This window comes from Sphingobium cloacae, from assembly GCF_002355855.1.
Classification (GTDB): domain Bacteria; phylum Pseudomonadota; class Alphaproteobacteria; order Sphingomonadales; family Sphingomonadaceae; genus Sphingobium; species Sphingobium cloacae.
Genome location: NZ_AP017655.1, coordinates 1,015,098 through 1,040,053, shown reverse-complemented (window position 1 = coordinate 1,040,053; position 24,956 = coordinate 1,015,098). Strand labels below are relative to the sequence as shown.

General features: G+C 63.6%; 24 protein-coding genes and 3 tRNA genes. 18 read left to right on the top strand and 9 right to left on the bottom strand.

The features are described from left to right. Positions 1-52: 52 nt before the first annotated feature. The 3 genes from SCLO_RS05105 to SCLO_RS05095 form a co-directional block, all read right to left on the bottom strand. Positions 53-4,009 carry an NACHT domain-containing protein gene (locus SCLO_RS05105; RefSeq protein WP_231923351.1) on the bottom strand — a complete coding sequence of 1,319 codons (3,957 nt, stop codon included), beginning with the start codon at positions 4,007-4,009 and terminating at the stop codon, positions 53-55. A 263-nt stretch (positions 4,010-4,272) separates the two neighbouring features. Further along, positions 4,273-5,073: a hypothetical protein gene (locus SCLO_RS05100; protein ID WP_123905447.1), complete on the bottom strand. Its 801-nt coding sequence runs from the start codon at positions 5,071-5,073 to the stop codon at positions 4,273-4,275. A gap of 81 nt (positions 5,074-5,154) precedes the next feature. Continuing rightward, on the bottom strand, positions 5,155-6,015 hold the full coding sequence (locus SCLO_RS05095) for a hypothetical protein (protein WP_123905446.1): 861 nt from the start codon (positions 6,013-6,015) through the stop codon (positions 5,155-5,157). Positions 6,016-6,062: 47 nt separating this feature from the next. Here SCLO_RS05095 and SCLO_RS05090 point away from each other — a divergent pair, with 47 nt between their 5' ends. The 12 genes from SCLO_RS05090 to SCLO_RS05040 all read left to right on the top strand — a co-directional run bounded on the left by SCLO_RS05090 (position 6,063) and on the right by SCLO_RS05040 (position 15,916). Beyond that, entirely contained in the window at positions 6,063-6,527 is a 465-nt protein-coding gene (locus SCLO_RS05090) for a hypothetical protein (RefSeq protein WP_066521722.1), read from the top strand. 168 nt (positions 6,528-6,695) lie between these two features. Then, entirely contained in the window at positions 6,696-6,908 is a 213-nt protein-coding gene (locus SCLO_RS05085) for a helix-turn-helix transcriptional regulator (protein ID WP_066521719.1), read from the top strand. Positions 6,909-6,916: 8 nt separating this feature from the next. Then, positions 6,917-7,135, top strand: coding sequence for a hypothetical protein (locus SCLO_RS05080; RefSeq protein WP_066521717.1), 219 nt, complete (start codon positions 6,917-6,919; stop codon positions 7,133-7,135). A gap of 81 nt (positions 7,136-7,216) precedes the next feature. Continuing rightward, positions 7,217-7,513, top strand: coding sequence for a type II toxin-antitoxin system RelE/ParE family toxin (locus tag SCLO_RS05075; protein ID WP_066521714.1), 297 nt, complete (start codon positions 7,217-7,219; stop codon positions 7,511-7,513). A 19-nt stretch (positions 7,514-7,532) separates the two neighbouring features. Next, the gene (locus tag SCLO_RS05070) at positions 7,533-7,835 is read left to right on the top strand and encodes a HigA family addiction module antitoxin (RefSeq protein WP_231923350.1); all 303 of its coding nucleotides are present in this window, start codon (positions 7,533-7,535) and stop codon (positions 7,833-7,835) included. A gap of 16 nt (positions 7,836-7,851) precedes the next feature. Then, positions 7,852-9,558: a recombinase family protein gene (locus SCLO_RS05065; protein WP_096362092.1), complete on the top strand. Its 1,707-nt coding sequence runs from the start codon at positions 7,852-7,854 to the stop codon at positions 9,556-9,558. After that, positions 9,555-9,701, top strand: a complete 147-nt coding sequence (locus tag SCLO_RS23250) for a hypothetical protein (RefSeq protein WP_157080368.1) — start codon at positions 9,555-9,557, stop codon at positions 9,699-9,701. Before SCLO_RS05065 ends, SCLO_RS23250 begins: the two co-directional genes overlap by 4 nt. Continuing rightward, the gene (locus SCLO_RS05060) at positions 9,694-10,965 is read left to right on the top strand and encodes a tyrosine-type recombinase/integrase (protein WP_066522486.1); all 1,272 of its coding nucleotides are present in this window, start codon (positions 9,694-9,696) and stop codon (positions 10,963-10,965) included. Before SCLO_RS23250 ends, SCLO_RS05060 begins: the two co-directional genes overlap by 8 nt. Before the next feature lie 112 nt (positions 10,966-11,077). Then, positions 11,078-12,592 carry an IS21 family transposase gene (gene istA / locus SCLO_RS05055; protein WP_096362065.1) on the top strand — a complete coding sequence of 505 codons (1,515 nt, stop codon included), beginning with the start codon at positions 11,078-11,080 and terminating at the stop codon, positions 12,590-12,592. Further along, complete coding sequence (istB, locus tag SCLO_RS05050) at positions 12,579-13,307, top strand: IS21-like element helper ATPase IstB (RefSeq protein WP_096362194.1); 729 nt, start codon at positions 12,579-12,581, stop codon at positions 13,305-13,307. Before istA ends, istB begins: the two co-directional genes overlap by 14 nt. 183 nt (positions 13,308-13,490) lie before the next feature. After that, the gene (locus SCLO_RS05045; RefSeq protein WP_066514273.1) at positions 13,491-14,504 is read left to right on the top strand and encodes a hypothetical protein; all 1,014 of its coding nucleotides are present in this window, start codon (positions 13,491-13,493) and stop codon (positions 14,502-14,504) included. Continuing rightward, positions 14,501-15,916: an argonaute/piwi family protein gene (locus tag SCLO_RS05040; protein WP_066514271.1), complete on the top strand. Its 1,416-nt coding sequence runs from the start codon at positions 14,501-14,503 to the stop codon at positions 15,914-15,916. The genes SCLO_RS05045 and SCLO_RS05040 overlap by 4 nt, the downstream gene beginning before the upstream one ends. Positions 15,917-16,055: 139 nt before the next feature. Here the strand turns inward: SCLO_RS05040 and SCLO_RS05035 are convergent. From SCLO_RS05035 to dapB, 5 genes are all read right to left on the bottom strand, one after another. Continuing rightward, a tRNA-Arg gene (locus SCLO_RS05035) sits at positions 16,056-16,132 on the bottom strand. Between the two features lie 57 nt (positions 16,133-16,189). Next, positions 16,190-16,298: transfer RNA gene (locus SCLO_RS23245), tRNA-Arg, on the bottom strand. 72 nt (positions 16,299-16,370) lie between these two features. Next, positions 16,371-16,769 (bottom strand): hypothetical protein, encoded by a 399-nt coding sequence (locus SCLO_RS05030; RefSeq protein WP_066514326.1) that lies wholly within the window; start codon positions 16,767-16,769, stop codon positions 16,371-16,373. Between the two features lie 98 nt (positions 16,770-16,867). Further along, positions 16,868-17,524 carry an endonuclease III gene (gene nth, locus SCLO_RS05025; RefSeq protein ID WP_066514264.1) on the bottom strand — a complete coding sequence of 219 codons (657 nt, stop codon included), beginning with the start codon at positions 17,522-17,524 and terminating at the stop codon, positions 16,868-16,870. A 4-nt stretch (positions 17,525-17,528) separates the two neighbouring features. Beyond that, positions 17,529-18,293 (bottom strand): 4-hydroxy-tetrahydrodipicolinate reductase, encoded by a 765-nt coding sequence (gene dapB / locus SCLO_RS05020; RefSeq protein WP_066514263.1) that lies wholly within the window; start codon positions 18,291-18,293, stop codon positions 17,529-17,531. An 85-nt stretch (positions 18,294-18,378) separates the two neighbouring features. Between dapB and SCLO_RS05015 the strand changes: the two genes are divergently transcribed. Then, positions 18,379-19,080: an NAD-dependent deacylase gene (locus SCLO_RS05015; RefSeq protein WP_066514261.1), complete on the top strand. Its 702-nt coding sequence runs from the start codon at positions 18,379-18,381 to the stop codon at positions 19,078-19,080. A gap of 15 nt (positions 19,081-19,095) precedes the next feature. On the opposite strand, the gene SCLO_RS05010 is transcribed toward SCLO_RS05015, so the two are convergent. After that, positions 19,096-19,293 carry a hypothetical protein gene (locus SCLO_RS05010; protein WP_066514259.1) on the bottom strand — a complete coding sequence of 66 codons (198 nt, stop codon included), beginning with the start codon at positions 19,291-19,293 and terminating at the stop codon, positions 19,096-19,098. A gap of 128 nt (positions 19,294-19,421) precedes the next feature. Here SCLO_RS05010 and SCLO_RS05005 point away from each other — a divergent pair. The 5 genes from SCLO_RS05005 (at position 19,422) to clpX (ending at position 24,667) form a co-directional block, all read left to right on the top strand. Next, positions 19,422-19,506: transfer RNA gene (locus SCLO_RS05005), tRNA-Leu, on the top strand. A 66-nt stretch (positions 19,507-19,572) separates the two neighbouring features. Then, complete coding sequence (gene tig / locus SCLO_RS05000) at positions 19,573-21,186, top strand: trigger factor (protein ID WP_066514253.1); 1,614 nt, start codon at positions 19,573-19,575, stop codon at positions 21,184-21,186. Positions 21,187-21,558: 372 nt separating this feature from the next. Beyond that, the gene (locus tag SCLO_RS04995; RefSeq protein WP_066514324.1) at positions 21,559-22,536 is read left to right on the top strand and encodes a glycosyltransferase family 2 protein; all 978 of its coding nucleotides are present in this window, start codon (positions 21,559-21,561) and stop codon (positions 22,534-22,536) included. 93 nt (positions 22,537-22,629) lie between these two features. After that, positions 22,630-23,265: an ATP-dependent Clp endopeptidase proteolytic subunit ClpP gene (gene clpP, locus SCLO_RS04990; RefSeq protein WP_066514251.1), complete on the top strand. Its 636-nt coding sequence runs from the start codon at positions 22,630-22,632 to the stop codon at positions 23,263-23,265. 133 nt (positions 23,266-23,398) lie between these two features. Then, positions 23,399-24,667: an ATP-dependent Clp protease ATP-binding subunit ClpX gene (gene clpX, locus SCLO_RS04985; protein WP_066514248.1), complete on the top strand. Its 1,269-nt coding sequence runs from the start codon at positions 23,399-23,401 to the stop codon at positions 24,665-24,667. The last annotated feature ends 289 nt before the right edge of the window (positions 24,668-24,956 follow it).

Genomic DNA, 24,956 nt, shown 5'->3' with positions numbered 1-24,956 from the left:
GGGAGGGCAGGCGCTTTGCCGTGTCGAAGGCGGATCCATTGCAAGAGTCGGCTCAATCGACCGCAATCGACGAGACGGCCTCGCAAATCTCGACTTGGTCGTCGCCCGATAGGATGCTGGCGTAATGCCGAACCCGATCCGAAGGCAGATAGTCGCCCTGTAATATTCCAGTGGCAGCAAGCCGCCACTGCGGACTGGGATCTTCCAATCGCCCTGCGATCGCCTCGATTGTTTTCTGGTCGAGGGACGGGCGCTGCGAAAGGAACTGGCGCAAGAAATGGGGGCCGGCCGACCCGGCTTCGATCGCCTCGCCGATCGACCGGACGACGATCGGATCCTGCGCGGCACGAGATAGAAGCCGTTCGGTTGCGGCTTTGCCCACGTCATGATGACGGTCCCCGCTCGCCTCGATAAGTGCCGTGTCGGAAACGGCGTCTCCTACCAGCAATGCCTTGAACAGCGCATCGCGCGGGCTGTCCGGAATGGACCCTTCATCGGTTGGCTTCGGTTCATGGGACTGCCAGTGCCGATATGCCCGCCACAGCAAATCGGGATCGATCTCGGCGCCTGCCTCGGCTTTTTGTAGGGCGAAACGGGCGGCGGCGATTGCGGTCCAGTGGGATTGGGCCAGCAGATGCTTTTCGGTGGCGGCTGCGACGCGCGGCGTCCAGGCAATGTTCGTCGAACCGAGCTGGCGAAAGAGATACCGCAGCCCGACTTGAGGGGGGCCTTCCAGACGTTCGACGATGAGGTCGCTGCCAATGGGCTCGGGAAGCCGCGTCGCCAGATAGCCGGCCGAGGCAAAGCCGAGCGCGGATGTCGTGGCGAGCATTTGCGCGATGCGCTCTGGCCTCAGTTCGGCATGCGCGAGGATTTCGGTCGCGACCTGCACGACCCACACCGATTCATGACCGAGTGCCTTTTCGACCAGCGCAAGATCGGGTTCGATCTGCGCCAGGGGTTCCCATTGCGGATCGTCGATATGAACATGGTGGACATCGTCGAGCACGCCGAAAAAGGTCCGGTGCACGCCTTCGGCAAGCTTCTGCCGGATGGTCGCGACCTCACGCGCCAGGCGGGCCTTATCGAACCCGGACAGGGTGATAATGATCCTTAGCAGCTCGGCGACAGGCGCGCGGTCATAAGGTTCGGTCCAGGCCCAGACATCACTTCCAGGTACTTCCCAAAAGCTGATGATCCGGATCAGGCCCGCAATCTGTAGCGGCGGGTGCAGCGCGAAGTCCAATGTGGTCGTAGGGGCGTCCGCTCGGTCCAAGCCGATAGCCTGGGAAATGGCATCGAGCAGTCCTTCGAGCGCCTTCTTCTCCGCGGCGCGATAGGCACCGTCCGGCTGCATCAGCTGGGAGATCGAGCTGTTATACTCCCGCGGCCATTTCAGATCGATGCCGAGCGGCTTGATGATGCGTATCGCGTCCTGAACAAAGGAGACGGAAACGCGATTGCCGTCTCCGATCAGCTGCTCGGCATGGGCCTCGATGTCGGAGGCGGGCCAGCGCTTCACCAGAACCTTGAGGTTGGTTAGCGCCATCCGCGGTGCGATCTCGGCGCCATCGGAAGTGATCAGCCGGATGCCGCCCATCAGGGACGACCGCACACCCGAATCCTCGCGCCGAAGCATATCGAGGGCTCGCTGCGCCGCGACATCGGGGTCATGATATTCCGAGCCCGCCTCCACCGCGCAGGCCCAGGCGATGCGGCAGATACTTGCGTCGGTACTCTCGATGCGCGCGGCTGCTTCTGGGCCGACCGCGGCGGGATAGCGCGCCGCTAGGCCAATCAGCGCGAAGCCGATCTTCATACGATCGCGGCCCCTGTCGACCTCGGCGAACGCCGTCTTCGTCACACGCTTGGCATCCGGATTGGTTAGATCGACCGCAGGGTCAGCCGCGATCTCCACCGCCCGTTTCACCTCTTGTCCGGACAGGAGCGCATCGATCACTTCAACGCCCGCGCCGAGGCTGGCGGCAAACGTCATGACCTCCGCCCAATCGGGCAGGGTCGCGATCCGGTCCAGTGCGTCGGCCCGTTTGCCGGCATCCGGCCCCGCGAGCAGTCGGCCGGCGGCATACTCGCCGAAGCTCTTGTGCACGAAGGCTAGGAGCGCCGTGCTGCGGTGATGGACGCGCTCGATGACGCCGATTTCTTCCCAGAACTGCACCGCGGTGCGCACCTGCCGGGCCGCCGCCAGGGGTGTCGTCCCAAGCAACGCCGTCATCTCGACTGTGACATGGGCGAGAATGGAGTCATATCCGCTCAGCGAATCTTCGGTCAGTCGCCAGCCGATGCGGTCGAGCACAGCATGGCAGAGATCGAGATCGATCGCGGCGTTGCTGGCTTTCGCCGCAGCGTTGCTCTCGACCGAGGAAAAGAGCCGCTGGAACAGCTCGATCCGCGATCGTCCGAGCGGCTCGTTCCGGGCGATGAGCGAGGCCGCCATTCCCAGAAGTTGCGGGTCGGTCGCAATGGCATTGGCCGGTTCACTCCGCCCGAATGCTTTCGTTGCGACAGCATAGCCGGCATCAGCCGACAAGCTGCCTTCAGGGGCGATCACGCTGACCAGGCGACCGACATGCGCCGTCGCGCTGCTGCCTTCCGGCCGGACCAATTCATAGTGCTGCCAGTCCGCCAATGCCGCGGTCTCATAGCCGATCGGGCGGGTCGTCACGAGGATCCGGCACGCCGGATGGCCGAGGCTGAAACGGTTCAAGGCCTCGGCGACTAACTCCTGCGCGGGCCCGCATTCGTCCAGCCCGTCGGCAAGCAATACCCAGCCGTCCGCGCCGACATTCGCCAGTTGGGACTCGTCGATGCCGGACCCCTCCAGCCCGAGCCGCAGGATGGCCGTCTCGAACCTTTCCCCGGCGGCAAGGCTTGCAGCGACCCTGCGCAAGGAGACCCTCAGCACGGGATAGCCATCCCTGGCGTAACGCTGCGCCTGCCGCCGCAACAAGGTCGACTTGCCGAGCCCCGGACCAGCAATGATCACGCCCCTGCGCTTGAACCATCCAAGAAATTCGGCGTCGTAGATTTCCTCGCGCTCGGGCCCCCAGCGTCGCGCTTCCACATCGCGGTACCGCGCCATCGCGGCGGCGGGGTCGGCAGGTGTCGTCATTCGGTCGATCAGGCGTGCACTAAGCGGTATCCAAGCGGCGTCGAGCAAGACCGGACGCCCCGCACCAAACACCGTGAAAGTCTGATTGGAGGTTCTTGCCCAGTCGATCACCTTCGCAGTCGCGCCGACCGGGCTGCTCGCATCTCCGAGGGAGACACCGGCCGCGGACAGCAGTCGGACGACTGCCAGGAAATCCCATCGCCCTTTGCGAGCGACTAGGGCGTGCGCGCCCTCGACCAACGCTTGCCAGGCGAGATCGGCCATCGCCGCGCTGCCACAAATGCGTGTTAGGATGGATTTCGCGGCGCGGATCGCGTCGACATTACCGTCGGTTGCGGCGACGGTCTGGATACGGATCGCGCGCGACAGGGTGACCGGATCGAGACCGGCAGATTCGAGCTTGGCGATCCATTTGCGCCCGACATCGTGAAGCCGATCGGTGCGTCCGCTGCCGATATGGCGCAGGTTCTGTTCGAGATGGTGCGTGACGGTCTGACTGCTGTCTGGAGAGACAGCCAGAATGCCAAAGTCGATCCGGCCCGCGTGCACGCCGCGCGCGAGATCGAGCATCGCGTCCCATAGTCTCGCATTTGCGGTGAGGCCGCGCTTGGCCTGCACTTCAGCCGTCGCTGACCGCAATTCGAGGCGGACATCGTCGCCCGGCCCGCCACTTTCGGCCCAGATCGCCATCGGCGTGTCATCCGTCAGTTCGTCGAGCCATCCAATCTTGCTGCCATCGAGAAAATGAGCGGCCGCGATTGCTGTCACAACAGCTTGAAAGTTCAGACCCGATGCAGGTGCTGCGCCCCGGGCATGATTCTTGATTTCGTTAGGCGCTGCTTCGGCGAATGAAGGATTGGGATCGGAATCAGTCACGACCCGCAGTCTAAGCAATTGCGAGCCGATCCGCTAAGGGTGTTCAAATAGCTGTCCGCAGCCTCCGGAGCGACCGTCGCTCCCCACGAGCAAATCGTGGCCGATTTCGTGGTGCTTGCAATTCGAACCGACGTTCTGCTGACGGCCCAGAAGTCAGCCTCCTGCTTTGGGCCCCAGTTTCGGTCGCTCTCCAATAGCCGACATTCACTCTCGACATCGACGAGAGGAATGTCATCAAACGACGCGCCATTGAGTGACGCTATTCAAGGTTTACGCAGCTCCAACCTAACGTCCCCCCTTCGGGCCAAGGTATCCTCGTCGGCGTCGCTGGAGGTGGTGACGGTGTTAAGGCCGCCGACCGTCACCGACAGGCTCGACGCGACGCTCGACTGGGCCGAGCCGAAACCGAGGGAGGCGGTCGAGGCATTGACGTTCGAGCCGGTGAACGACGAGTTGGTGGAGTTCAGCACGCCGGTGCCGCTGATGGCGTTGCCCGCCTGCGTGAGCGTGCTGTTCTCTGCCCCATGGTCGAGAGCGATCTTCATCTGCGTGGCGTTCGTCACCGTCGCGTCGACGCCGTTGTTCTGCTGCGCGACATGCACGCCAAGATCGTCGGTTGCGGTGACCGTGGCGCCCACCGGGGTGACAGAGCCCGAATTAGCGGTCGCCAGCACGTTGGCGGAGCCCGAGCCGGTCAGCGTGTTGGCCGAGGTCAGTTCAAGCGCGAGGCTGGCGGTGTTGGCATAGCCGGTCGCGTTTGCGGTATTGCCGTTGCCCGCGCCCGTCGTGCCCACGGTCACCGTGCCGCCCGTCAGCGCATAGACATCGGGGTCGTTGCTGTTGAGCAGGACGGAAATCACGCCATCGGTGTTGGCGCCCAGCGTCACGGCGGAGAGGCCTTCATAGGTGCCATTGGACTGCTGCGCGTCGAGCGTGGCCGCCCCTATGACATTGACGGACGGGCCCGTATAGGCAGGAGCCGCAAAGACGGACGATCCGAAGCCCGCAACGGCTATACTTGCGCCTGCGAGCAGCGTGGAACGAAGTGAAGTCATTCTTTTCATGGATAATCCCCTGTTTGGTGATCTAAATTTCAAAATGCGGAATCTTGACCGGCTGCGGGCCACCTAATTCTCCTTCTCCTTTCATTTTCGGACCTGGATGCGCGCGATTTCCTGCAAGCCGGGCCCGTCACGATGAATGGACGTGTCCGCGCGATCGGGACGCCAGGTGACGGCGATCGCGGCAGGCGCGATGCCGCGGTTGGCCAGCGCGGAAACGATGGCGGCCAGGCGCTCGTCGAGCAGGCTGTCGCGCTTCGCCGGGTCCCAGTTCTCGGTATCTCTGGCGACGATCATGACGTTGACCGGCCCGCTGGCCGCCAGCGTCGCGATCTGGTCCAGGATCGCCTGGGCATTGCCCGTCGGGGTAACATTGCCGAACTCAAATCCGATCTGAAGCGCGGAGCCGCCCGGCGCCTGGCCCGACGCGGCAACTTCATTTAGCGTCGCGCCAGCGACTGCGTCGGGGGATGCGGCGGCAGGGGCGGGAGGCCCGGCGACGCTCGTGCGCAGCATTTCGGCAGGCAGGTCGGGAACCTTTGACACAATAAGGCAGTCGAGCGCCGGCCCACACTCAAGCCGCTCGATCGCCTGCACGGCGGCACCGGCCGACGCGGCGACTCCATGCGCATCGACGGTCCGCAGCAAAGCCTCGCGGTACAAGATTTCGCAGGCGCTTTCGGCATTCCGCACAGGTTGCCATGCAAGTGTGGGCGCGCTTGCCACCGCCGACAGCAGTGCGGCGGCCTTAGCCATGTCGCTTTCGTAGGCGGGCGACACAGTCGATATGCCACCCGGCGATGCGGCCTCAAGTGCCTCGCTGGCGGACCGCAGCAGTGCCGAATCCCGGTCGCCGCCGTGGATAGCAATATCCGGCGCAGGAAACCCTACCGAGATCACGGGAACGACGGACACCTTGCCGCAGGCGATAGGCGTCGTACTCAATGTCACGCAGCAAGCATGAATGAGGGATCGCACGTCGACCGTGCGGGATGCGCGAGCTGACCGACTCCCGCAAGGCGTTCGAGGAGGTGCGGCCCTTTGGTTGGCGCGATGCCGAAGCCGCCTATGCCAAGAACCCGGCGCTTCCCGCCGAAGCGGCCAGCGGCAGGGTCCAGCGCGCCATCACCGCACTCCAGCTCGAAACCGAAATCCGCACCGATCGGGCCGACCTCGGCAAGCGCGCCGACCGGTTCATCGACAACTGGAAGAAGCTGGAAGCGAAGAGCCTTGCTCAATACCAGGGCAGCGACATCGGCGGCTATCGCGCCACCCGCCGCACGATGGGCGAAATGGCCTACAAGCTCGAACGCGATCCCCAGCTTAAATCGGTGCTCGCCAACCGCAAGGCTGCGCTTGGCATCGCGATGGACTCGCAGCGATCGATCGGCCGGGAGCTGTGTTTCAAGCACGGCATCGATTATGGAATCGGGCGGGGCATCGGCATCGGGATGTAGGTCGATGCCGGGTGCCTGCCTGTATCCAGGTGGACACCTACCCGCCGATTGCCTGTTTTTCTGCGCCAGCCTGCTACGCTCCATCCACAGCTCTTGCACGCTCGGTGCGCAGCTGTCCTGCTGGGTTCCGGGGCATGTTGCAACGATCCAGCGAGCGACTCCAAAACTATGCAGCCTCCCGAGCGTATCATCCGCATGAGGACCGTGCTTCACCGCACCGGCCTGTCCCGATCCAGCATCTACCGCAAGATCGCCGAGGGCACGTTCCCGCCGCAGCTCAAGATCGGCACCCACGGCGCGGGGTGGCACGAGAGCGCCATCGACGCCTGGATCGCCGACCCGGCGGGCTGGCATCGCAGCGCCCATCGCCCGCGCGCCTGAACCGCCTCATGGTCCGCCCGCGCAAGCAATATCCGCCGACCGCTTCCGAGCAGCTTGAGGCGCTGCTGGGCTACCGCTTGCCAATGGGCCGTCCGCCCAAGCATGACCTTGCGACCTGGACGGTCACGGACGATTGGCTCGACCCGGTGCCGGTCAGCGAGGCCGAAATCGACGTGTTCGAGGCATGGTTCGGCGACCTGTTCGACGAACTGTTCGGCGACATCTGAACGCTTTGCCCGGCAGGGCCCCAACTAACCCTTGTTATTTGGGTCATAGTGCGGTACATAGCCTCAACAACGGAGAAGCGAATGATCGTCGGCTTTCGGGATGACTGGCTGCGGGCCTTTTTCGTGGATGATGTCCACTCCCGCAATATCCCGTCCGACCTCGAAGCCCGGTTGTTCCGCAAGCTCCAGATGATTGACGATGCCGTATCCGATTCGGACCTTCGCGTGCCGCCCAGTAATCATTTCGAGAAGCTGCGCGGCAATCTGGCGGGGTTTCATTCGATCCGTGTCAACCAGCAATGGCGGTTGATCTTCCGCTGGGACGGGGAGCACGGAGAGGCGGACGGGATCTATCTGGACGACCACAGCTACCGATGAAAGCGAGGCGACAATGCTGATGACTAAGCGCAAGCCGGCCTCTGTCGGCGAAATCCTGACCGAGGAATTCATGGAGCCGATGGGGCTGACCCAGGGCGCCTTGGCCGAAGCGATGGGCGTGCAGCGCAAGCACGTCAACGAACTGTGCGGAAACCGCCGGAACATCACCGCTGCGACCGCGCTCATTCTTGCCCGCGTATTCGGCAACACTCCCGACTTCTGGCTCAACCTCCAGCGGCGCAACGACCTGTGGGAAGTGATGAACACGCCAAGGGAACGTGAGCGGGTCGAGCGTGCCCGCCCGTTGAAGCACGCAGCCTGAGTAGCGAGATATCTCGATGAACGCCCCTGTTTCCACCATCCAGCAGCGCGCGGCGCTTTACCTGCGCGTCTCGACCGCCCGGCAGGCCGAACATGCCGTATCGCTTCCCGATCAGCAGAGGCAGGGAGAAGCCTATTGCGAGGCGCGCGGCTACCAGCTCGTCGAAACCTTCATCGAGCCGGGAGCCACCGCCACCAATGATCGCCGCCCGGAGTTCCAGCGGATGATCGAGGCGGGCACGTCCAAGCCCGCTCCGTTCGATGTCGTTGTCGTTCACAGCTTCTCACGTTTCTTCCGCGATCACTTCGAGCTGGAGTTCTACATCCGCAAGCTCGCCAAGAACGGCGTCCGCCTCGTCTCGATCACCCAGGAAATGGGCGACGATCCGATGCACAACATGATGCGGCAGATTATGGCGCTGTTCGACGAATACCAGTCCAAGGAAACCGCCAAGCATGTGCTGCGCGCCATGCGCGAGAATGCACGGCAGGGTTTCTGGAACGGCTCGCTCCCACCCATCGGCTATCGCACGGTCGTGGCCGAGCAGCGCGGGGCCAAGGCCAAGAAGAAGATCGAGATCGACCCGCTGCACGCCGATACCGTGCGGCGGATATTCAGTCTCGCTTCGCAGGGTGACGGCACCAACGGCCCTATGGGCGTCAAGGCCATCGCCACCTGGCTCAATGCCAACGGGATCACCACCCGCGACGGCGGGCGCTGGGGTGTCGGCGCGGTCCATCAGATTCTGACCCGCTCGACCTACACCGGCCGCCACGAGTTCAACCGGACCGGCAAGGGCCGCAAGCGGAACCCGGCTTCCGAGATTGTCGTCGTTGACGTGCCCGCCCTCATCGATCAGGCGATCTTTGATGCCGTTCAGGCCCGCATGAAGGCCCGCAATCCCAGGGTTGCGCCGCCGCAGGTAGTGGGCGGCCCCACTCTGCTGACCGGCCTCATCCACTGCGCGAAATGTGGCGGGGCCATGACCATCCGCACCGGCAAGGGCGGGCGCTATCGCTACTATACCTGTTCCACCAAGGCGCGGCAGGGCGTGACCGGCTGCACCGGCATGACCGTGCCGATGGAGAAGCTGGACGATCTCGTCGCGGGGCACCTTGAGGACCGCCTGTTGCAGCCGCAGCGGCTGGAGACCATCCTGACCAGCGTGCTGGACCGGCGTGAGGAGCGCACCACACGCAAGCGCGCGCATATCGCTGAACTCAACAAGCGGGCGACGGAAGCCGACCAGCGCTTGAAGCGGCTGTTCGACGCGATAGAATCCGGCATCGCCGACCTCGACGATGCCGATCTCAAGGATCGCATCGCCACCTTGAAGGCGACCCGCGATCAGGCCCGCGTCGATGCCGAGCGGGCCATCGCCTCGCTGGACAGCTCAGGGCGCAAGTCGATCACCCCGGACATGCTCGCCAGCTTCGCCAGCACCGCCCGTCAGAGAATCAGGATCGAGGGTGGCGGCTACCGCCGCGATCACCTGCGTGCGCTCGCCCAGCACGTGGAAGTGGACGAAGGCGAGGTTCGCATCATCGGCTCGAAATCGCGGCTGTTCGAGGTTCTCGCCGGAAAACCGGGTCCGGGAACAAAGCTGGGGCCAGTGCCCAGCTTTGTTCCGAAGTGGTGCACCCGACAGGATTCGAACCTGTGGCCTCTGCCTTCGGAGGGATTATCGCTGGCTCCGCCAATAAACGCCAGGAGCCGCCGATGACCGCCTATCTCCCTGTAATCGCTAAAGAATTTGATTTCGGCTTCCGCCGGAAGTACGCTCTGTCTCGCCACAGTTTTCGCCCGCTTGCTTACGTGATGCTTACGCGAGAGAGCGCTGTCGGCTCGGAGAAAGCCCATGTCTAAGCTCACCAAAAGGGTCGTTGACGCCGCTGAAAGCCGCTCCAAAGATTACGTCATCTGGGACGACGAACTTCCCGGCTTCGGCCTCCGTGTCTTCACGTCGGGAAAGCGCAGCTACGTCATCCAGTATCGCCTCGGCAAGCGTTCGCGTCGGTTCACCATCGGTTTGCATGGCATCTGGACGCCCGAGCGCGCGCGCCAGGAAGCGAAGGTCCAACTAGGCCGCATCGCTCAGGGTGAAGATCCCGCCGAGGAGAAGCAGCTCGACAACAAGGCGATCACCGTCAAGGAGCTGTGCGACCTCTACGTCGCTGATCTCAAGGCTGGCCTCATCTTGGGTAAGGGTGGCCGGCCAAAGAAGGCGAGCACGATCCTCTCGGATACAGGACGCATCGAGCGCCACATCGTGCCCTTGCTCGGCACTCGGAGGGTCAAGGACCTTGTGAAGGCCGACATCACGAAGGCCCTGAAAGACATCATGGCCGGCAAGACCCGCTGCAGCGTCAAGACGAAGAAGCTGCGCGGCCGCGCCATCGTACGCGGCGGTGCCGGAACGGCTACCCGGACGATCGGACTGTTCGGCGGCATCCTCACCTACGCGGTTGAAGCAGGCATCATCGACCTCAATCCCGTCCACGGCGTCCGGCGGCCGAAGGACAATGTGCGCGGACGGCGCCTGACCGAGGCCGAATATCGCCTGCTCGGCGACATCCTGACCAAGGCTGCAGAGAACGGGAAGTATGAGTTGTCGGTCGACATCATCCGGCAGCTCGCGCTCACCGGATGCCGTCGGACCGAGATGATCACCTTGGCTTGGAGCGAGGCTGACACCGATTCAAGCTGTCTCCGGCTGATCGACAGTAAGGAAGGAAGCTCGATCCGTCCGATCGGCTTGCCTGTCGTGGAGTATCTCGAAAACCGCCGGAAGGAGCAGACCGGCACCTACGTCTTTCCCGGCCAGGGTGATGACAATGCGTTCGGGAGCTTCCCCAACCATTGGGAGCAGATATTCGCGGACACCGCGCTCGCCGACATCACGCCACACGTCCTGCGGCACAGCTTCGCCAGTATCGCCAACGATCTCGGCTTCACCGAAGTCACGATCGCCGCGCTGGTCGGGCATGCGAAGGGATCGGTCACGAGCAACTACATCCATACGCTCGATACCGCGCTCATCATGGCCGCCGACACTATCTCGGGCTACATTCAGGGGCTTCTGGATGGGATCGAGTTCAAACAGACGGCCTACGCCCTGGACCGGGACTGAGGATCAGCGTGCAATAGGCACCCCCTTCGTGGGGTGATCGGCGTGCAAAAAGGACCCCTTCATCCCGGGGATTTAGTCGGCCGACTGGTTTTGATCAGTTGGCGAGAACGGGATGTTGATCGTGGAGACAGTGGTTCGGATTCGGCGTGAGCATGCAGGGGGGAAGGCGATCAAGGCGATCGCGCGCGACCTTCGTTTGTCGCGGAAGGTAGTCCGCAAGGCGATCCGGTCGCCGGAGGCGGCGTTCAACTATCAGCGCAAAGTCCAGCCGCTGCCGCGGATCGGTCCTTATCAGGATCGTCTCGATGCGCTGCTTGAGGAGAACGAGGGGCGCGGCCGCCGCGATCGGCTACGGATGACGCGTATCCATGACCTGCTGGTGCGCGAGGGGTTCGATGGATCCTATGATGCGGTGCGCCGCTATGCGGCGCGCTGGCGTGCTGCGCGGCGGAAGGATGCTGGCGAAGGCGCACCGGCGTTCATCCCGATGACCTTCCAGCCGGGTGAGGCCTACCAGTTCGACTGGAGCCACGAGGATGTGGAGATCGCCGGCAAGCCGATGCGGGTGAAGGTGGCGCATATGCGTCTCTGCGACTCGCGCGCACCCTATGTCCGGGCCTATCCGCGCGAGGGCCAGGAGATGCTGTTCGATGCCCATGCCCGGGCGTTCGCGTTCTTCGGCGGTGTGCCGCGACGCGGTATCTACGATAATATGAAGACGGCGGTGACGGCCGTGTTCACCGGCAAGGAGCGTGTGTTCAACCGCCGCTTCCTGATCATGACCGATCATTACATGGTCGAGCCGACCGCCTGCTCGCCGGCGGCGGGATGGGAGAAGGGCCAGGTCGAGCAGCAGGTCCAGACGATCCGAGGCCGCTTCTTCCAGCCGCGACTCCGGTTCGCCAGCCTGGCCGAGCTCAACGGGTGGCTGGAGGCCGAGTGCCGGCGCTGGGCCGAGCATCATGCCCATCCCGAACGCGGGGATATTACCGTCGCCGAGGCGCTGGATATGGAGCGACCGGCCCTGCAGCCGATCCTGGCACCGTTCGACGGCTTCCATGAGAGCGAGCATGCCGTCACCGGCACCTGCCTCATCAGCTTCGATCGCAACCGCTACTCGGTCATGTCGACGGCCGCACGCCGGACCGTTCAGGTGCGCTCCTATGCCGATCGCATCGTCATACGCTGCGGCGATGCGATCGTCGGGGAGCATGAGCGCCACTTCGGTCGGAACCGCACGATATACGATCCCTGGCATTATCTGCCGGTCCTCGCGCACAAGCCCGGCGCGCTGCGTAACGGCGCACCGTTCCAGGACTGGGATCTGCCGCCCGCCCTGCACCGATTACGGCGAAGGCTCGGCACCGGGGACGAGGCCGATCGCAGGTTCGTGCGGGTCCTCTCGGCGGTGCTCACCGATGGCCTGGAGCCGGTAGAGGCTGCCGTGCGCGAAGCGTTGGCGAACGGAACGGCCAGCGACGAGCTGATCCTCAACATCCTCTCCCGGCGCCGCGAGCCGGCGACACCCCACAGCATCGTCACTTCGGAAGACCGGATGCTGCAGCATCCTCCGCTCGCCGACTGTGCCCGCTATGATCTGCTGCGAGGCTATGATGCAGCGGCATGATATGATCGACACGATGCGCGGCCTCGGACTCAAGGGCATGGCGGCGGCGTTCGACGAGGCGGTCACCACCGGCCTCCAGCGCAAGCGCACCACCATGGAGATACTGACCGACCTGCTCCGTGCTGAGGCGACCCACCGGGATGCAGCCTCCATCCGCTATCGGATGACGGCTGCGAGGCTGCCCGTGGTGAAGGACCTGGAGCGGTTCAGCTTCGAGGGCACACCGATCAATGAGGAGATGATCCGCTCCCTTCACGATGGCTCCTTCCTCCCGCCTCGCCGCAATATCGTGCTGGTCGGCGGCACGGGGACAGGCAAGACCCACCTCGCCATCGCGATCACCGCCAATGTCGTGCGAAGGGGCGCTCGCGCCCGCTACTTCAACACCGTCGATCTGGTGACACGCCTCGAAGAGGAGACCCGGATCGGCAAAGGCGGGACCCTGGCGGCGCAGCTGTCGCGGCTCGATCTGATCGTGCTCGACGAGCTTGGATATCTGCCGTTCGCACGCTCGGGAGGGCAGTTGCTGTTCCACCTCATCAGCAAGCTTTATGAGCGCACCAGCGTCATCATCACCACCAACCTTGCCTTCGGCGAGTGGCCTACCGTCTTCGGGGATCCCAAGATGACTACGGCGCTGCTCGACCGCGTCACCCACCACTGCGATATCATCGAGACGGGCAACGACAGCTGGCGCTTCAAAAACCGCAGCTGACCGCTACCTTCGGCGCCTTCAAAAATCTATCTTGCGCTGCGCGCGCCTCCGGTCGGGCTACGCCCGCCCTCCGCCGCACGCAGCGCAAGGCCATCTTCAACAAACCAACATCATATCCGAAAAAGGGGGTCCCTCTTCGACGCCGATCGGGGGTCCCTTTTGAACGCCGTTTGACATTCAGTGATGGACGCGCTTGAAACGGCGCTCGATCAGCCGGGCGGTTATCCTGGCGGACTGTTCTGGCTGCATCGCGGCAGCGATCCACCGCTCGGACGGGTCATCCGACTTCTCCAGCGCGCCAGCGACGCGGGCGTTGAGTGCGGGCTGGTGCGGATTGAGAGCTTCGATGAGATATTGCGTGATCTCGTGCGGCTGCTGCCCGCGCTCGACACATCCGCTCTCAACGCACTGGCAACAGGACGGTCGCGCGTGTCGGGCGCTCCCGAGCCCTCCGGCCAGCGGGGCTGGCCCCTCATTCGGCTCAACGGGCTTGCCGTCACCATCCCGGCCAATTGCCGCAAGCTGGTATGCACGATCGAGGGTGTCGCAGCGGCGCGCTCCGCTGTCGCCGAGGCGAACGCACGCCTGATCGTGACGCGCACGCAAGCGGGCGTGCTCGGTTTCGGCAGCGATGCCGAGTTCCGTCGAGTGTTCGACCCGTTCGGAATCACTGCTTTCGATCTGGCCACCTTCGAGAAGCGGCGCCTGCGCTATGAGTCCGGCGAACGTGGCCTGCTACGCGACGCCTTGGTAGAGGCGCTGTGTGCCGCCAAGAATGTTCGTGCGATCCGCCGCCGCAGCGCTGATTTGCTCGTGCCAGTAGATGCCGCCGACAGCGCATGGGATGGGCTTCGCGCGATAACTCGTCAGACGACTGGCACCATGCCCAAACACCCGGACCTGAAATGGCACGAGGGGGTCGGGGTCCGGCTTGACTGGGCGGACGACGGTCTTTGGCTGCTGCTTGATCCAAAGATCGTGTTTGAGGGTGTCACGGACGCGACCAAAGCGATCACCGCCGATTTCGCGCGCGAACGGACGGTGAAACGCTATAATCGTGACCTCGATCGGCTTATCGATTTTTGGGCAAAGCACCTTGCCGGCGAAGCGCTTCCGGCGCTGTCGATTGGCGACGGGATCGATGCTCGCTTCGCAGTCGGGAAAAACACGGCCTTCTCTAAGCTGGTACAGCCATGACGAGCGAGATCGCCCCGACCATATGGTATCCGGAACCCGAGCTGGTGTTTCATCCCGAGCGAACGAGCGAGCGGGACATTCATCCGCTGCGCGGGCTCAAGCGGTTCGGCCCCCATTCGCGCGGTTTGGTGCAATCGCCGATCCGCGTAGCGACGCTGGCCCCGAAGGGCGAGTCCGAGCGACTGTTCGCATTCATGCGTGAGCTGAGCCAGAGCGTGCGCCCGGTCGAGCGAACCGACTATCTGCCGGATTGGCCGGGCTTCAATACCGTGTTCGACATGCGCGTGACGGCGGCAACCAAGAAATGCCGTGTCGAGCTGGACGGATCGTTTGAGAGCGAGATGGCGCAATCGGCGATGCCGCACGTGTTGCTCGCCGAACAGCTCGTTCGTGCGATCCAGCCGCTTGAGGCGTTCCGCAGCGAGTTCGACGTCTTGTTCATCTACCTACCGCAGCGATGGGAGCGTGGCTTCTATGGCACGGGGGACGATTTCGATCTCCACGATCATCTCAAAGCCTATACGGCCGCGCGCGGGATGCCGATCCAGATCGTTCGCGAAGACAAGGCGCTCGCTTATCGCTGCCGTGCGAGCGTGATGTGGCGAGTCGGGCTGGCGCTGTATGCCAAGGCCGGCGGCGTTCCCTGGAAGCTAGCCGACGTGGATCCAGAAACAGCCTATATCGGCATTTCCTATGCGGTGCGGTCGAACGGTGCCGACAAACCGCGATTTGTGACTTGTTGTAGCCAGGTGTTCGACGCGGAGGGCGCTGGCCTGGAATTTATCGCCTACGACACGGCAGATGTGCAGGTGCAACGCGATAATCCCTTTTTGTCACAGGCCGAGATGTTCCGTGTCATCACGCGGTCGATGACGCTGTATCGCCACCGACATGGCGGACGCTCGCCGCGCCGGGTGATGGTCCACAAATCAACCGAGTTCAAAGATGCCGAAGTGCTCGGCTGTTTCGAGGCGCTACCGCTGTGCGAAGCGGTCGATTTGATCCAAGTGGTCGAGGATGTGGGCTGGCGCGGCGCGCGTTGGGAACGCGACCAGGCCAGTCCCGGAGGTAAGGCGGCGGCGTTTCCAGTCAAGCGTGGCTCACTGATCGGGCTTGGCGAGCGCGAGGCACTACTGTGGATGCACGGCGCCGTGGAGACTTTGGGATCGAAAACCTATTTTCAGGGTCAGCGCGGCACGCCGCGTCCGATCCGACTTGTCCGCCATGCCGGGCACGGCACGTGGGACGACAGCGCCCGCGCGGCGCTCGCCTTGTCGAAGATGAACTGGAACAATGATGGGCTGTATGATCCGCTACCCGTAACGATGAGTTATGCGAAGGTGCTTGCGCGTGTCCTCAAGCGCATGACGAATCTTGGCAGCACACCCTACCAATTCCGATTCTTCATGTAATGAAAGTTCGTTGCACCCCACAGGACTCGAACTTTTTTCCCGTCGATGACCGCCGTGCCTACGATCATGCAAACACTGAGTTTGCGCCGATCGTAGCCTGTGCGGCTTACGCGCATAAACGGCGCCCGGCGGCGGAATTTGGTGCACCCGACACGATTCGAACGTGTGGCCTCCACCTTCGGAGGGTGGCGCTCTATCCAGCTGAGCTACGGGTGCATTATGCTTACGCGGTGCTTACGCGAAAAATCTGAGAGTTGAAAGCGCCAACCTCGGTGCTCTCAAAGCGCTGTATTTCAAGTGTTTTTCGACCTCCTTCTCACATTCGTTCCGCTTGACATCAGCCTTCGGAGGGCAGCGCTCTATCCAGCTGAGCTACGAGTGCATATCGCCGTGGCAGGCCGCTTAGCAAAGGGAAGCGGCCCGCGCCAGCATCAAAATGCCTTTCGCGGCAATCTTATTTCGCGGTCTTCTGCATCGGCTGGAACTGGCCGAGGCCACAGCTTGCGCCGCGCATCAGGCCGGGGCCGCCACCTTGCAGCACGGTGATGATGTCCACCGAACAAAGCTGCGACAGGCTGGTGGCATAGGTGAATCGCTTTTCGAAACCCAGGCTGGGGCAGCTGTTGGGCAGCGTGTTGCGATAGACCTTCCCGCCGTTCATCACGAAGTCGATCGTCCGGTCGTCCCGCACGTCGCTGTTGCGGATATTGACGATCTGGACGCAATCGACCGGATCGCCCGCCGGGACGAGGTTGTCGGGCTTCGTCTTGGCGCCGGCGGGAAGGGCGGAGCAGATGAGCGCGGCGCCCAGCGCCAGCGAAGCGAGGCGGCGATAGCTGTTATGAGAAGGCATGTTCATTCTCCTTTGCCATGCCATAACGACGACGCGGGGCATGGCGATCCGTCTCTTTCCTGCCACAACTTGTCTGAACCGGACGAGAACGGAATGGATCAGGCGGCCTTCGCGGCGGCGGGCGGCGGCGTCTTGGGCTTGTAGCGGCACAGGTCGGCGACGACGCAGCGCCAGCATTCGGGCTTGCGCGCCTTGCACACATAGCGGCCGTGCAGGATCAGCCAGTGATGCGCGTCCCGCCGGAACGGCCCCGGCACGCGCGCCTCCAGCTTCTGCTCCACGGCTAGCGGCGTCTTCCCGGGCGCGAGTCCGGTCCGGTTGCCCACGCGGAAGATATGCGTGTCGACCGCGAACGTCTCCTCCCCGAAGGCGGTGTTCATCACGACATTGGCGGTCTTGCGCCCGACGCCGGGCAGAGTGGTCAGCGTATCGCGATCCCGCGGCACCTTTCCCCCGAAATCGCGGACCAGTATGTCCGACAGGGCGATCACATTCTTCGCCTTGGCGTTGTAGAGGCCGATGGTCCTGATATGCTGCTTGAGGCCCTCTTCGCCCAGCGCCACCATCTGCGCGGGTGTCTCCACCTCGCGGAAGAGGGCGCGGGTCGCCTTGTTGACGCCTACGTCCGTCGCCTGCGCGGAGAGCACCACCGCGACCAGCAACTGATAGTCGTTGCCATATTCCAGCTCCGTGCGGGGCGCCGGATTCGCCTCCGCCAGACGGCTGAAAAATTCGAAGATCTGCGCCTTGTTCATGCGCCTAGAGGCCCAGCACCGCCTTCATGTCGTATCGCCCCGCCGGCTGCCCGCCCAGCCACAGCGCGCCCTTCACCGCCCCGCGCGCGAAGATCACGCGGTTCTCGGCGCGATGCCCCAGCTCGATCCGCTCGCCCTCGCTGGCCAGGATCACCTGATGATCGCCCGCCACCGATCCGCCGCGCAGCGCCGCGAAACCGATCGCGCCCTTCGCCCGAGCGCCGGTGATGCCATCGCGCCCGCGCTCGCTATGGTCGGCGAGAGCGATGCCGCGCCCCCGCGCCGCCGCCTCGCCCAGCAGCAGGGCCGTGCCGGACGGCGCATCCACCTTATGCCGGTGATGCATTTCCACGATCTCCACGTCCCAATCGTCACCCAGCCGCGCCGCCGCCTGCTCCACCAGCGCCGCCAGCAGATTGACACCCAGCGATGTATTGCCTGTCTGGAGCACCGGAATGGCCTTCGCGGCTTTATCGATCAGCGCATGATGCCCGGCCTCCAGCCCGGTCGTGCCGACCAGCACCGGCTTCCCCGCCGCCACGCAGGCGTCCAGATGCGCGGCGAGCGCGGCAGGCACCGAAAAGTCAATCAGCACGTCGCTCTCCCGCGCCAACGCGGCAGGATCGGAGCCGATGGCGATGCCGGGCGCAAGCTCTCCGCTGCCGTCGCGATCCGTGCCGCCCGCGACGGCGATGCCCGCCTCCGCCGCCACCTGCGCTATGGCGCGTCCCATGCGGCCCGCCGCGCCGAAAATGCCTATGCTGGTCATGTCACTGTCCGAATATGAAGTATCGCCCGCCGATGCCAGAGCGAGCGGGCTTTGTCATCCCCCGCTCATCCGCTAAATCCGTGCGATGGACAGCGAAATTCGCAACATCGTGATTCTGACCGGCGCGGGCATTTCCGCCGAAAGCGGCCTCGCCATCTTTCGCGGCCCGGACGGATTATGGGAAGGCCATCGCGTCGAGGATGTCTGCACCCCCGAAGCATTGGCCCGCAATCCGGCGCTGGTCCATCGCTTCTATGACGAGCGCCGCGCGAAGCTGGCCGCCGTAAAGCCCAACTCCGCCCATGAGGCGCTCGCCGCCCTCGACGCCGCATGGCCGGGCGACCTGCTGATCGTCACGCAGAATGTCGACGATCTGCACGAAAGGGCAGGGGCGAAGCGCCTGATCCACATGCATGGCGAGCTATGCTCCGCCCTCTGCGCCGCCTGCGGGAAGGCGGTGCCATGGACAGGCTCGCTACCCCCGGAAACGGCCTGCACGGGCTGCGGCAAACTCCGGCTCCGCCCGGACATCGTGTTCTTTGGCGAAATGCCCTATGAAATGGAGGTCATAGACGAGGCGATCCGCAAGGCGGACCTGTTCGTCTCGGTCGGCACGTCCGGCGCGGTCTACCCGGCGGCGGGTTTTGTGCAGACAGCGCGGCATGTCGGCGCGCGGACGCTGGAACTCAATCTCGATCCCTCGGCGGGCAGCGTCTATTTCGACGAAAGCCGCATGGGACCCGCCAGCAGCCTGGTGCCCGAATTGGTGCGCGAACTGCTTGCATAGAACCGCTTTGGTGGATTATTCCGACGAAGGGAAGCTGTCCGGCGGCACCTCGGGCGGCGCGCGATCCGGCTGGTCGTAATCGGGCTGCTGCGGCTCGATCTCGTCGGGTTGGCCGGCGGGCGTCTCATCCGGGCCGATGGGGGGAGGCGCTTCGGGCGGCGATTGCGGTTCGATCGTGTCGGGCGGCGGAATGCCATCGGGTTGCGTGGCCAAATTCTCTCTCCTGAAAAAGGGGCGTTTCCTCCTCTACGCACCGGGCATCACGCCGGTTCCCGCCTTTTCTCGACTATCACTTGCCCTCCCGCGCGCTTTTCTCTATGCCGCGCCGACCGGCGACCGATGCGGGCGTGGCGAAACTGGTAGACGCGCCAGATTTAGGTTCTGGTATCGCAAGATGTGGGGGTTCGAGTCCCTTCGCCCGCACCAGTGCGCCAGGCCCCTCGCATCGCGGGCGCCAACGATATTCAGCTTAGAAAGCGTTTGAGAGAAAAGATGCAGACTGTCGAGACGTTGAACGAGGGCCTGAAGCGCGCCTACACCGTGACCATCACGTCGAAGGACATCGACGCCCGCGTGGAAAAGGAAGTGCAGGCCATCGCGCCGCAGGTCCGCATGCCCGGCTTCCGTCCCGGCAAGGTGCCCGCCAATCTGGTCCGCAAGATGCACGGGGAATCGCTGCAGCGCGACGCGCTCAACAGCTCGATTCAGGAAAGCATCCAGAAGCTGATCTCCGATCAGAAGCTGCGCCCCGCCATGCAGCCCTCCGTCGAGCTGGACGAGACGTTCGAGTTCGGCAAGGACGCCGAGGTGAAGGTCGAACTGGAAGTGCTGCCCGAAATCGCGGCCCCCAGCACCGATGGCATCAAGCTGGAGCGTCTGACCGTCGAAGTATCCGACGCTCAGGTCGATGAAGCCGCCGGCCGCATCGCGACCCAGCAGGGCGCGCTGGAGGAATATGCCGCCTCGCACAAGGCGAAGGACGGCGACACGCTGACCATCGATTTCGTCGGCAAGATCGACGGTGAACCCTTCGAAGGCGGTTCGGCCGAGGACATCAAGCTCAAGATCGGCTCGGGCCAGTTCATCCCCGGCTTCGAAGAGCAGCTGACCGGCGTCAAGAAGGGCGACGAGAAGACCATCACCGTCACCTTCCCCGAGGATTATGGCGCGGAGCATCTGGCGGGCAAGGCGGCGACCTTCGACGTCACTGTCAAGGCGATCCTGAACGGCGACAAGCCCAAGCTGGACGATGATTTCGCCAAGTCGCTGGGTCTGGAAGGCCTCGACAAGCTCAAGGAGCTTCTGAAGGGCCAGATCGAGCAGGAACATAACGGCCTGACCCGCACCTATATGAAGCGCAAGCTGCTCGACCAGTTGGCCGCCGCGCACGATTTCGACGTGCCGCCCAGCATGGTGGAAGCCGAATTCAACCAGATCTGGGCGCAGCTTCAGCACGAAGCCAGCCATGAGGAAGATCCCGAAGCGGCCCTCAAGGAAATGGAAGCGGAGAAGGACGATTATCGCGCCATCGCCGTGCGCCGCGTCCGTTTGGGCCTGCTGCTCTCGGAAATCGGTCAGGCCAATGGCGTCGTCGTGTCCGATCAGGAAATGAACCGCCTGATCCTTCAGGCCGCGCAGCAATATGGTCCGCAGGACCGCGAGCGATTCGTCCAATATGTCCGTCAGGACCCGATGGCCGCCGCTCAGCTTCGCGCCCCGCTTTATGAGGACAAGGTCGTCGATTTCCTTTTCGACAAGGCCGAAGTCACCGACCGCGCCGTCAGCCGCGAGGAACTGGAAGCCGCTATCGAAGCCGATGACGGGGACCTGAAGCCCCACGTCCACGGCCCCGGCTGCGGTCATGACCACGATCACGACGAAAAGCCTGCCAAAGCCAAGAAAGCCGCGCCCAAGAAGGCCGCCGCTGAAAAGGCCGAGGAAGCGCCTGCCGCCGAGGAGAAGGCCGAGGCAGCTCCCGCCAAGCCGAAGAAGGCTCCGGCGAAGAAGGCCGCTGCCGCCGACGCTGAGCCTGCCGCCGAAAAGGCGGAGAAGAAGGCTCCCGCCAAGAAGGCCGCACCCAAAAAGGCCGCTGCCAAGGCTGAATAAGGCCATATCGGCTTGACCGAGCAAGCGCCCGGCTTCCCCGCGAAGTCCGGGCGCTTTTCCTTTGGCGATCCTGCCATGTGTGTTGAATGCCGATTTTTGGGTGGTTAGCGGATGGTTTGCTTTCCTAACTCCGCTCGCCCTGAGCGAAGTCGAAGGGCACGGCCGACCGTAGGGAGGCCACTTCGCTCCGCTCAGTGAAGGGCTCAGCCCGAACGGAGATTGAATGAGCGCCTTTTGGCCAAAACCAGCCATCCCCCGACGATGGCCTTGCAGAACATGCAATCGCTTTTCATTTCCGGCCCGTCATGGCAGACCCCATTTTAACGGATGTTCGGGCATGACGGCCATGAACGGGCAGGGGTCGAAGAACAGATGAAGGAATTTCCGGCAATCAGCAGCGGGGAGGGGATCGCCACGCCGCGCATCGCGGTCATCCTTCCCTGCTATAACGAAGCGGGCGCGATCGTGCGGACGGTGGAGGATTTCCGCCGCGCGCTGCCCCATGCCGACATCTATGTCTTCGACAACAACAGCACGGACGGCAGCCGCGAACTCGCCGCCGGAGCCGGAGCCATCGTCCGCCGCGTGAGCCAGCAGGGCAAGGGCCATGTCGTGCGCCGCATGTTCGCCGACGTGGACGCCGACATCTACGTCATGGCCGATGGCGACGCGACCTATGAAGCCGCCGCCGCGCCCCGGATGGTCGCCGCCATGCTCGCCGACAATCTCGACATGGTCGTCGGTTCCCGCAGGAGCGGGGTCGAGGAAGCCTATCGCCGCGGCCATCGCTTCGGCAACTGGGCGCTCACCAGCCTTCTGAAGCAGCTTTTCGGCCGCAGCTTCACCGATATATTGTCGGGCTATCGCGTCTTTTCCCGCCGCTTCGTGAAGAGCTTCCCCGTCCTCTCGGCGGGTTTCGAGATCGAAACGGAAATGTCCGTCCACGCCCTCGAACTCGCCATGCCGGTGGCGGAGGTCGTCACCGCCTATGGCGCGCGGCCCGAAGGATCGGAAAGCAAGCTCTCCACTTACCGCGACGGCTGGCGCATCCTGCGGACCATCATCACCCTCTACCGTGTCGAGCGCCCCGTCCTTTTCTTCGGCGTCATCGCGGCGCTGCTCGCGGTGGCCGCGCTGATCCTCGCGGAACCGCTGATCGTCACCTACATGCGGACCGGCCTCGTGCCACGCTTCCCCACCGCGATCCTCGTGACGGGGCTCATGATCCTCGCCACCCTGTCTGCGATGTGCGGCCTCATCCTCGACACGGTGGTGCGCGGGCGCAGGGAGGTGCGGCGGCTCGCCTATCTGGCCTTTCGCGCGCCTTCGGACTATGCCCGCCGCGACTGAACGGGGCGAAGCGCGCACGGCCCCCCTTGAACCATTCCGCTTTTGTGCCGATGTAGGGATCGGGCAAAAGCAATTACCCGGAAAAGAGCAAAAATGACCGATATCATGTCCGACCCCATGGCCGCGCTGGTCCCCATCGTCATCGAACAGTCCAACCGTGGCGAGCGCAGCTTCGACATCTATTCGCGGCTGCTGCGTGAACGGCTCATCTTCGTCACCGGCCAGGTGGAAGATCATATGGCCTCGCTGATCGTGGCGCAGCTCCTGTTCCTCGAATCGGAAAATCCGAAGAAGGACATCTGGATGTACATCAACTCGCCGGGCGGCGTGGTGACGGCCGGCATGGCGATCCACGACACCATGAAATATATCCGGCCCCAGGTCGGCACGGTCTGCATCGGGCAGGCTGCCTCCATGGGCAGCTTCCTGCTGGCGGCGGGCGAACCGGGCAAGCGCATCGCGCTCTCCAACGCGCGCATCATGGTGCACCAGCCGTCCGGCGGCGCGCAGGGCATGGCGTCCGACATCGAGATCCAGGCCAAGGAAATCCTGCGAATCCGCAGCCGCCTCAACAATCTCTACGTGCAATATACCGGCCGCACGCTGGAGGAAGTGGAACGTGCGATGGATCGCGACACCTTCTTGGAGGCTGAGGAAGCCAAGGAATTTGGCTTGGTAGATGAGGTATGGAGCAGCCGTCCGGCAGTTACGGAAACATTCGAGGGTTGATGCTTTCCTGTCCCGCGGCGTATCCATTTTCACCCCTTGTGAAACGGGCGCGCCGCGGGCTAGGATGGTCCTTGGATCAATATCCCTCGCCAAAAGCGGCTTTTCGCGGGCGGCAGGGAAGGAAGAATGACGAATGACAAAGCTGACGGGCTCCGATTCCAAAAGCACGCTTTACTGCTCCTTCTGCGGCAAGTCGCAGCATGAGGTACGCAAGCTGATCGCGGGGCCGACCGTATTCATCTGCGACGAATGCGTGGAACTGTGCAACGACATCATCCGCGAGGAGACCAAGGGCGGTCTCGTCGGCAAGAAGGATGGCGGCGTGCCGACCCCGCAGGAAATCTGCGACGTGCTCGACGATTATGTGATCGGCCAGCAGCGCGCCAAGCGCGTCCTGTCGGTCGCTGTCCACAACCATTATAAGCGCCTCAACCACGGCGCGAAGGCGGGCGAGGTCGAACTCGCCAAGTCCAACATCCTGCTCGTCGGCCCCACCGGCTGCGGCAAGACGCTGCTGGCGCAGACGCTGGCGAAGACCTTCGACGTCCCCTTCACCATGGCGGACGCGACCACGCTCACCGAAGCGGGTTATGTGGGCGAGGATGTGGAGAACATCATCCTCAAGCTCCTCCAGGCGTCCGACTATAATGTCGAGAAGGCCCAGCGCGGCATCGTCTATATCGACGAGATCGACAAGATCAGCCGCAAGGCGGAAAACCCCTCCATCACACGCGACGTGTCGGGCGAAGGCGTGCAGCAGGCGCTGCTCAAGCTGATGGAAGGCACCACCGCCAGCGTCCCGCCGCAGGGCGGCCGCAAGCACCCGCAGCAGGAATTCCTTCAGGTCGACACGACCAACATCCTGTTCATCTGCGGCGGCGCGTTCGCGGGCCTGGAAAAGATCATCGGCGACCGTCTGGAAGCCAAGTCCATCGGCTTCGGCGCCCACGTCGCCGCGCCGGAGGAGCGCAAGACCGGCGAACTGCTGCGTCAGAGCGAGCCTGAGGATTTGCTGAAATTCGGCCTCATCCCCGAATTTGTCGGCCGTCTCCCCGTCATCGCAACGCTGGAAGACCTCGACGTGACCGCTCTGGTCAAGATTCTGGTCGAGCCGAAGAACGCGCTGGTGAAGCAGTATCAGAAGCTGTTCGACATGGAGAATGTGGAACTCAGCTTCACCGACGACGCCCTGACGGCGATCGCGAAAAAGGCCATCGAACGCAAGACCGGCGCGCGCGGCCTGCGCTCGATCCTCGAAGCGATCCTGCTCGACACCATGTTCGACCTGCCCTCGATGGAGGGCGTGGGCGAAGTGGTCGTCGACAAGGATGTGGTCGCGGGCAGCAAGGAACCGATCCGCGTCTTCAGCGACAAGAAAAAGCGCGCCGAAGACGCCGCCTGACCGGGCAGCATCGGATGGAAAAAGGCCCGCCGGGAGCGATCCTGGCGGGCTTTTCATGATTTGCATAGTCCCTCAATGCCAAAGGCGGCTTTTGGGTGGGTTGCGGACTGAACACCTAGACATATACGTGCTTCTGCGAAGGCAGGAGCGCGGAACATTTCAATTTTGAGTGATTCCAGACATCCCTTCGACAAGCTCAGGGCGAACGGAGGTAGAGAAAAGCAAACCGTCCGCTCCCCACCCGGAACTGTTGCGCGAATCTTCTCAGCCACGCCATTTCCCAGATAAA

Excerpts from the sequence above, each read along its gene's own strand:
- SCLO_RS05100 (WP_123905447.1), bottom strand. The coding sequence starts at position 5,073 with ATGAAAAGAATGACTTCACTTCGTTCCACGCTGCTCGCAGGCGCAAGT.
- SCLO_RS05090 (WP_066521722.1), top strand. The coding sequence starts at position 6,063 with ATGCGCGAGCTGACCGACTCCCGCAAGGCGTTCGAGGAGGTGCGGCCC.
- SCLO_RS05085 (WP_066521719.1), top strand. The coding sequence starts at position 6,696 with ATGCAGCCTCCCGAGCGTATCATCCGCATGAGGACCGTGCTTCACCGC.
- SCLO_RS05080 (WP_066521717.1), top strand. The coding sequence starts at position 6,917 with ATGGTCCGCCCGCGCAAGCAATATCCGCCGACCGCTTCCGAGCAGCTT.
- SCLO_RS05075 (WP_066521714.1), top strand. The coding sequence starts at position 7,217 with ATGATCGTCGGCTTTCGGGATGACTGGCTGCGGGCCTTTTTCGTGGAT.
- SCLO_RS05070 (WP_231923350.1), top strand. The coding sequence starts at position 7,533 with ATGACTAAGCGCAAGCCGGCCTCTGTCGGCGAAATCCTGACCGAGGAA.
- SCLO_RS05065 (WP_096362092.1), top strand. The coding sequence starts at position 7,852 with ATGAACGCCCCTGTTTCCACCATCCAGCAGCGCGCGGCGCTTTACCTG.
- SCLO_RS23250 (WP_157080368.1), top strand. The coding sequence starts at position 9,555 with ATGACCGCCTATCTCCCTGTAATCGCTAAAGAATTTGATTTCGGCTTC.
- SCLO_RS05060 (WP_066522486.1), top strand. The coding sequence starts at position 9,694 with ATGTCTAAGCTCACCAAAAGGGTCGTTGACGCCGCTGAAAGCCGCTCC.
- istA (WP_096362065.1), top strand. The coding sequence starts at position 11,078 with ATGTTGATCGTGGAGACAGTGGTTCGGATTCGGCGTGAGCATGCAGGG.
- istB (WP_096362194.1), top strand. The coding sequence starts at position 12,579 with ATGCAGCGGCATGATATGATCGACACGATGCGCGGCCTCGGACTCAAG.
- SCLO_RS05045 (WP_066514273.1), top strand. The coding sequence starts at position 13,491 with ATGGACGCGCTTGAAACGGCGCTCGATCAGCCGGGCGGTTATCCTGGC.
- SCLO_RS05040 (WP_066514271.1), top strand. The coding sequence starts at position 14,501 with ATGACGAGCGAGATCGCCCCGACCATATGGTATCCGGAACCCGAGCTG.
- SCLO_RS05030 (WP_066514326.1), bottom strand. The coding sequence starts at position 16,769 with ATGCCTTCTCATAACAGCTATCGCCGCCTCGCTTCGCTGGCGCTGGGC.
- nth (WP_066514264.1), bottom strand. The coding sequence starts at position 17,524 with ATGAACAAGGCGCAGATCTTCGAATTTTTCAGCCGTCTGGCGGAGGCG.
- dapB (WP_066514263.1), bottom strand. The coding sequence starts at position 18,293 with ATGACCAGCATAGGCATTTTCGGCGCGGCGGGCCGCATGGGACGCGCC.
- SCLO_RS05015 (WP_066514261.1), top strand. The coding sequence starts at position 18,379 with ATGGACAGCGAAATTCGCAACATCGTGATTCTGACCGGCGCGGGCATT.
- tig (WP_066514253.1), top strand. The coding sequence starts at position 19,573 with ATGCAGACTGTCGAGACGTTGAACGAGGGCCTGAAGCGCGCCTACACC.
- SCLO_RS04995 (WP_066514324.1), top strand. The coding sequence starts at position 21,559 with ATGAAGGAATTTCCGGCAATCAGCAGCGGGGAGGGGATCGCCACGCCG.
- clpP (WP_066514251.1), top strand. The coding sequence starts at position 22,630 with ATGACCGATATCATGTCCGACCCCATGGCCGCGCTGGTCCCCATCGTC.
- clpX (WP_066514248.1), top strand. The coding sequence starts at position 23,399 with ATGACAAAGCTGACGGGCTCCGATTCCAAAAGCACGCTTTACTGCTCC.